Source organism: Helicobacter sp. (genome assembly GCF_029067145.1).
GTDB lineage: Bacteria > Campylobacterota > Campylobacteria > Campylobacterales > Helicobacteraceae > Helicobacter_D.
Genome location: NZ_JAIEFA010000002.1, coordinates 1 through 7248, shown reverse-complemented (window position 1 = coordinate 7248; position 7248 = coordinate 1). Strand labels below are relative to the sequence as shown.

The following is a 7248-nucleotide window of genomic DNA, read 5'->3' as shown; positions in this document are numbered from 1 at the left end:
GTAAAAATGCTACGCATTTGCACGCCACGAATCGCAAGCGATTCTCGCAATGATAAGGTGGCAGAATAGCAAAGATACAAAAGAACGAAAGGGCGCGAATCATAAGTAAATTTTAAAACTAACTTCCTATAATGCAAGCAATATTCAACACTAAAGGAAAAACAATGAATGTATTAGTTACAGGCGCGTCTAGCGGGTTTGGACGCGCAATTGCTCAAGAGTTTGGCGGCAAAGGACATAAGGTCATCGCGCTTGCGAGGCGCAAGGAGCAGTTAGAATCCCTTGCGCAAGAGATTCCACATTGTATAACTCTGCCTTGTGATATTTGCGACAAAGATTCTTTGCGTCAATCCATAGAATCTTTACCACAAGATTTCAAGGAAATTGATGTGCTAGTCAATAACGCAGGTCTTGCGCTTGGATTGACAAGCGCGGACAGATGCGATTTTGAGGATTGGGAGAGAATGATTGAAGTCAATGTCAAAGCCCTTGCGTTTATCACGCGTTTGATTCTGCCACAAATGGTGGCGCGCAAAAGCGGGCATATTATCACAATAGGTTCAATCGCGGGAAGTTATCCTTATCCGGGTGGTAATGTTTATGGGGCAAGCAAGGCGTTTGTGCGTCAATTTGCTTTGGGGTTGCGTGCGGATTTGAGCGGCACAAATGTGCGTGTAAGCGACATTGAACCCGGACTTGCTGGGGGCAGTGAATTTTCGCTTGTGCGATTCAAAGGCGATAAAAGCAAAGCAGACGCACTCTATCAAGGGGCAAATGCCCTGACGCCACAGGACATTGCGCAAGCGGTTTATTGGGTTGCTACCTTGCCAAAACATATTAATGTCAATACATTAGAGATAATGCCGACAAGTCAGAGTTTCTCTGCGCTTAATGTGCATAAAACTACATCCAATCAATGATTTTTGTAACTTCCTGCACTTCAAAACATTTGATATTGATTTTTTGCGTAGGTTTTTTGGGTAGAATCGCATTGGAGATTCCAAGAGACAATGCCTCTTTGAGCCTCGCTTCCACATTGGGAACATCTCTAATGTCCCCTACAAGACTGACTTCGCCCAAGAATATGCTTCCATTAGAAAGGGGGCGGTTGCGGAAACTAGAGAGAATCGCCGCTACGACTGCTAAATCTGCCGCAGTTTCTAAAATCTTGATTCCACCAGTGATATTGATAAAAACATCGTAGCGATTCAGCGGAATTTCTAATTTTCGCTCCAATAGAGCCAAAATCATATTGAGACGATTGGAATCAAATCCCGTAGAGGAGCGTTTGGGCATACCATAAGCGCAGTCGCTTACTAATGCTTGCACTTCTAAAACAAGTGAGCGAGAACCCTCCATTACGACACTTAAGGCACTTCCGGGCGCAGAAGTCTTTTGACTAAAGAAAATCTTAGAAGCTTCTTTTGCCCCCACTAAGCCATTGCTTTTCATTTCAAAGATTCCAATTTCGCTAGTGTTGCCAAAGCGGTTTTTAAACCCTCTTAAAAATCGCAATTCACGGCTAGAATCTCCCTCAAAATAAAGCACACAATCCACCATATGTTCTAAGATTCTAGGTCCTGCAATCGCGCCGTCTTTGGTAATGTGCCCGATGATAAACACGCAGATTCCGCGCTCTTTAGCAAGGCGCATAAGCTCAAAAGTTACCTCGCGCACTTGCGAAACACTCCCAGGGCTAGAGCTGATATTCTCGCTATAAAGCGTTTGAATACTATCTATCACAACCATAGAATAAGAATGTTCATTGGCATAAATCGTGCTTAAAATCTCCTCTAATTTGATTGCATTGAGCAAAAAGAGATTCTCACAAACTGCGTTTAATCGCTCCGCCCGCAGTTTGATTTGAGAAGCACTCTCTTCCCCGCTGACATAGAGGATTTGTTTGCCCATTTTGGCTAGATTGCTTGAGATTTTTAATAGAAGCGTAGATTTTCCAACGCCCGGACTTCCGCCGACTAAATACATTCCCCCAAGCACGATTCCGCCCCCAAGCACAATGTCTAGCTCTGGCTCTCCACTGCTAAAGCGTACAAAATCCTCTTCTTGCACTTCTGTAATTGGCGTAACTTTGGTAGTGCTAAGAGGAGATGAAGTTGCCTTTAATGCTTCAATTTGTTCTGTTTTAAGCTCCAAGAAACTTTCCCAAGCTCCGCAATTAGAACATTTTCCGAGCCATTTTGAGCTTTGGAATCCACAATGCTGACATTCAAAAATTTGTGCTTTTTTCTTTGCCATTTTGCAACCTTTGTGATTGGATTTGAAAGAATCGTGGAAAACTTGCTAAAGTTTTGGAATTTAGCTTTCAAAAATAGAATCTAAAATCGTCGTGATGTATTCTTCCTCGTTAAAAACAATTAAATCTTCTGCTTTTTCGCCTATGCCAATATACAAAATAGGAACGCGTAAAGTATGGAGGATACTAAAAATCGCTCCTCCCTTGCTTGTGCCATCTAGTTTAGTAATAATCACGCCATCTATCCCGCCTAGTGTTTGGCTAAATACTTTTGCTTGTTCTAAGCTAGAAGTGCCTTGAGTGCCGTCTAAAATAAGAATTTTTTGGTGTGGAGCACCAGATTTTGCCTTATCGCAAATGCGCATAATTTTTTGTAATTCTTGCTGCAAATTGCTTTGATTGTGCAATCTCCCCGCTGTGTCAATGAGGGCTATATCTAGGTTTTTTGCAACTGCGGAAGTAATCGTATCAAAGGCAACAGCAGAGGGGTCGTGTCCGATTTTGGACGCAATGACAGGTAGATTCAATCTCTCTCCCCATAATTTAAGTTGTTCAATCGCAGCAGCTCTAAAAGTATCCCCCGCGCCTAGAATCACACTTTTGCCTTGTTTTTGATAGAGATAGGCTAGCTTGGCGATTGTTGTAGTTTTGCCTGCACCATTGACGCCCACAATAAGATTTACACAAGGCTTTTCTTCTATGGTTTTAGCTTGCACTTTATCATAATAACTTTCCCCACGAAAAAGTCTAAGCAATGCGACTTCAAGCTCATTGCGACTGATTTGCTCACCAAGTGGGCTTAATATCATTTCAATGAGTTCATAATCAATATCGGTTGCAATTAGGATTTCCTCTAATGTTTCTTTGTCAAGCTTTTTATGGGTTTTTGGAAGCAAATCACGAATATTTTGTGTAGTTTTTTGCAGGGTTTTTTTGAAGATTCCAAGCATTATTGTGCCTTTATTTTTGCTAGATTTTGTGAGAGGTCAAATTCAATCATTTCCTCTGGAATCGCGCCTAGATAATGGATAATGTATTTTCCGTCTTTATCGTATAAAGCAATCAGCGGCACGCCTTCAAGCCCACCAAGTGCGTTAAAGAGTTTCGTGCGGTTTTCGTCCAAAATCATAGGTATTTCAACTTCGTTTTCTTCACTAAAAACCTGCATTATACCTTTGAAATTTTCCACTTCGCCTACCAAATCATCTACTGGGATTCCATAAAGTGCGATTTGGCTATCAAATTGTTTTTTGAGGTTTTCTAAATGAGGCAAAATACCTTTGCAAGGGTCGCACCAAGTCGTGAAAAATAGTAAAACTTTGAGATTGTTGTGGTGAGAAGTAATGGTGAGATTTTTAAAAATATTTTCTTTTTTGGGTTCAATGTTTTTAAAGTTGCTTTGATTTTTAGGTGGTTTTTGATTGACAATTAGTTCCGTGCCATCGTTGCTTTTTAGCACAAGATTTTCTAAGATTTCTTGTTTTTGTTCTATGGTGTCTTGCATTGCTTTATGTTCTTGTTTTTCGCACCCAAGAAATCCTAAGCAAAACCCAATCCATAAGCCAAACCAAATCCATTTCATTTTATTTCCTTGCCTTAAAATGCTTATTATAGCAAATTTATTTGCGTTATTTTGCAAACAAAGATTCTAGCGGTGTTTTGGCAAAATTACCAAACTTTTCCATTTGCTCTAGCGGAATCCTAAGCTCAACAATGCCATAGGCATAGGGCATAATTTCATAAGGTTGATAGAGAAAAACAAAAGAATCATAATCCAACAAAATAGCGTCTGAAACCCTAAAGGATTCAAAATCCACAAAGGCTTCTGCTTCTACGCTTTTGAGATAATTTTGGTATTCCTGCCATAATAGGCTTTTTAATTCCGCATTATTAGAATCTATCATTGTATTTAGAGGAAGGATTCCCTTTTCTTTGGATACGATAACGCCCCATTTGCTAGAGATTCCGTGCGCTCCTCCTGTGTAAAGATAATTGCTTTTAAGAAATACAAGCAAATTGTTATCAAAAAAATATAAAGATTCTTGATTGTATTCTTCAAATGGCGAAGTTTGCAGATATTTTTCTATTTCATTTGCTACTTTTTCTTTGCCGTTTATTTGTAGCATTTCTTTAAAGTAGTTTTGCATACAATCTTGCGCACTTTTTAAAAACACTTCTTTGCCGTTTTTACAATTAAAAGATTTTTGATACACAGATTGCAAGATTTTTTGTGTTTTGGAATCACTAGAGCAATGAAATTGCTTAGAGATTGAAGCATTTTTAGCTTGTTTGGAGCTTTTGGGGTATTGGTAGGTTGCTTCTTGTTGTTGCAAAACCATAGAATCTATCAGCTTGAGGTTTAGTTTAAGGTTTTGTGTAGCGGTTAGCGCACTTAGGATTGCGCCATTTTCAACCTTTAAGGCTAGATTTTTACATTCCAGTATTCCTTCTTTTAGGGCAATAGGTTCATTTTGCGATTCTCTTTTGTCTTGCAACAAAGGTGTGCAGCGACCTAAAGCCTGATTACCAGCATAAAGAATCCCCTCTTTGGAATTTGCAACAAAAAGCAGGGTTTGGGGATTGGAAGAGGTTTTGTCTGCGGCTTGATTTAATATTTTGGCTTGCGCGGTAGGGATAAGGAAAGTTTGATAAGTGAAATCTAAAGCCATAGCTTCTATTCCAAGACATAAAATTAAACTTCCAAAGCATTTGAATGAAAGGGAAAGGTTTTGTTTCATCGTGATTCCTTGTTGTGATAATTAAAAAATTCAATCAAGTTTGCAATTTTATCATTTTTTTCTAAAATATCTTGATTTTTTTTAAAAGCGTCGCTATAATTTTGCTCTCACTTTTATGCGGGAGTAGCTCAGTGGTAGAGCATAACCTTGCCAAGGTTGGGGCCGCGGGTTCGATCCCCGTCTCCCGCTCCATTTCTTAATCATAAAAGTAGTTTTATATTGAATAGCCCGGGTGGTGAAATGGTAGACACAAGGGACTTAAAATCCCTCGGACATTGCGTCCATGCCGGTTCAAGTCCGGCCTCGGGCACCACGAATGGCGACATAGCCAAGCGGTAAGGCATGGGCCTGCAAAGCCTTGATTCCCCAGTTCGAATCTGGGTGTCGCCTCCAATTTTAATTTTAAATTGTTTCGGGAGATGGCTGAGTGGTCGATAGCGGCGGTCTTGAAAACCGTTGAGGGTCATACCTCCGGGGGTTCGAATCCCTCTCTCCCGGCCACTTTTATTTACTCTGTTTTTAAAGATTCTCTCCCTTTTTTATCAATCCTTTTTAAAGCAAAACACGATAAAATGCGCACGAATTTAACAATAAGGTTAATTAAATGAGTGCTTATGAAACGATTATTGGGCTTGAAGTGCATGTCCAGCTAAATACTAAAACAAAGATTTTTTGTGCTTGTGCAACGAGTTTTGGTGAAGAGCCAAACAAAAATGTTTGTCCTACTTGCCTAGGATTGCCCGGCGCATTGCCAGTGCTGAATCGTGAAGTCGTGAAAAAGGCAATTTCTTTTGGTACAGCTATTAATGCGAAAATCAATCAAAATTCCGTTTTTGCGCGTAAAAATTATTTTTATCCGGATTTACCCAAAGCCTATCAAATCAGTCAGTTTGAGATTCCAATCGTGGGACAAGGAGAAATTGAGATTGAAGTGGGTGGAGAAAAAAAAATCATTGGCGTAACGCGTGCGCATATGGAGGAGGACGCAGGTAAAAATATTCACGAAAGCCATTATTCTAAAGTGGATTTGAATCGCGCTTGCACCCCACTTTTGGAAATCGTTAGTGAGCCGGATATGCGGAGCAGTGATGAGGCAATCGCCTATCTTAAGAAGTTGCATTCTATCGTGCGATTTTTGGGAATTTCTGATGCAAATATGCAAGAGGGGAGTTTCCGCTGTGATGCGAATGTCTCCATTCGTCCCAAAGGGGATTCCAATCTTTACACGCGCGTAGAAATTAAGAATCTCAACTCCTTTAAGTTTATCCAAAAAGCGATTGAATATGAAGTAGAAAGACAAATTGAAGCGTGGGAAGATGGTAAATACGATAAGGAAGTCGTGCAGGAAACGCGACTCTTTGACACCGTAAAAGGCACAACGCGTTCTATGCGTGGCAAGGAGGAAGCGGCAGATTATCGTTATTTTCCTGACCCGGATTTGCTTCCTGTGTTTATTGATGAGGCATTAATGGCAGAGGGGAGAGAGATTCCAGAAATGCCCGATGAAAAACGCGCAAGATATGTGCGAGAGTTTGGCATTAAAGCAAGTGATGCGAGTGTGCTAACCGGCGAGCTTGAAATGGCATTGTATTTTGAGGATATGCTGCGCTTAGGTGCGAGTGCTAAGGGTGCGGTTACTTGGCTTACCACCGAGCTTTTAGGACGATTAAAAGGAGAGAATACTCTACAAAATTGTGGTGTGAATTCTGCTGCATTGGCAACTTTGGTTAAACGCATTGATGAGGGAAAAATTAGCGGAAAAAGTGCGAAAGAAATCCTTGATGTGCTAGTGCAGAATCGCGGTGGAGATGTGGATAAACTCATTGTGGAAATGGGCTTGGAGCAAGTGAGTGATGATGGAGCAATTTTAGCAGTGATTGAGGAAGTTTTGAAAGCAAATGCCGATAAAGTCGCCGAGTATAAAAGTGGTAAGGATAAGCTTTTGGGATTCTTTGTCGGGCAAGTGATGAAAAGTGCAAAGGGTGTGAATCCTGCAAAAGTGAATGAGTTGCTCAAAGAAAAATTAAAGTAGGTTAAGGAAAAGATTGTTTTGCTCTTATCATAAGGACTTAACTTGCAATCTAGTTTTCATTTCATTAAATTTCGCCACAATCTTGGCTTAGAATATATAAAGGAGAAATAATGTCTAATGTAATCCTGCGGGGGGGGGGGGCAAAAAGCCTTTTTTGTTTGGTTTGGGGGTACAAGGGTTGGAATGAAGTGGTGGCGGGTTTACCAAGAGGCGGAAGGTTTTGG

6 protein-coding genes and 4 tRNA genes are annotated in these 7248 nt (G+C 40.5%); 6 read left to right on the top strand and 4 right to left on the bottom strand.

The features are described from left to right. Positions 1–164: 164 nt before the first annotated feature. On the top strand, positions 165–920 hold the full coding sequence (locus tag K2N75_RS00075; RefSeq protein WP_297681578.1) for an SDR family NAD(P)-dependent oxidoreductase: 756 nt from the start codon (positions 165–167) through the stop codon (positions 918–920). Here K2N75_RS00075 and radA read toward each other — a convergent pair. From radA to K2N75_RS00055, 4 genes are read right to left on the bottom strand one after another with little or no spacing between them, the layout of a single operon-like run. Then, on the bottom strand, positions 904–2256 hold the full coding sequence (radA, locus tag K2N75_RS00070; RefSeq protein WP_297681576.1) for a DNA repair protein RadA: 1353 nt from the start codon (positions 2254–2256) through the stop codon (positions 904–906). The genes K2N75_RS00075 and radA overlap by 17 nt on opposite strands. 60 nt (positions 2257–2316) lie before the next feature. Then, positions 2317–3204, bottom strand: coding sequence for a signal recognition particle-docking protein FtsY (gene ftsY / locus K2N75_RS00065; protein WP_297681575.1), 888 nt, complete (start codon positions 3202–3204; stop codon positions 2317–2319). After that, the gene (locus tag K2N75_RS00060; RefSeq protein WP_297681573.1) at positions 3204–3836 is read right to left on the bottom strand and encodes a TlpA disulfide reductase family protein; all 633 of its coding nucleotides are present in this window, start codon (positions 3834–3836) and stop codon (positions 3204–3206) included. The genes ftsY and K2N75_RS00060 overlap by 1 nt, the downstream gene beginning before the upstream one ends. 46 nt (positions 3837–3882) lie before the next feature. Beyond that, positions 3883–4992, bottom strand: coding sequence for a DUF3298 and DUF4163 domain-containing protein (locus K2N75_RS00055; RefSeq protein ID WP_297681571.1), 1110 nt, complete (start codon positions 4990–4992; stop codon positions 3883–3885). 117 nt (positions 4993–5109) lie between these two features. On the opposite strand from K2N75_RS00055, the gene K2N75_RS00050 reads away from it, so the two are divergent. The 5 genes from K2N75_RS00050 (at position 5110) to gatB (ending at position 7024) form a co-directional block, all read left to right on the top strand. Then, positions 5110–5184: transfer RNA gene (locus K2N75_RS00050), tRNA-Gly, on the top strand. Positions 5185–5218: 34 nt separating this feature from the next. After that, positions 5219–5305: transfer RNA gene (locus K2N75_RS00045), tRNA-Leu, on the top strand. Between the two features lie 5 nt (positions 5306–5310). After that, positions 5311–5385: transfer RNA gene (locus K2N75_RS00040), tRNA-Cys, on the top strand. A gap of 20 nt (positions 5386–5405) precedes the next feature. Beyond that, positions 5406–5493 (top strand) — tRNA-Ser (locus K2N75_RS00035). 103 nt (positions 5494–5596) lie between these two features. Next, entirely contained in the window at positions 5597–7024 is a 1428-nt protein-coding gene (gene gatB / locus K2N75_RS00030; protein WP_297681569.1) for an Asp-tRNA(Asn)/Glu-tRNA(Gln) amidotransferase subunit GatB, read from the top strand. Positions 7025–7248 lie beyond the last annotated feature (224 nt).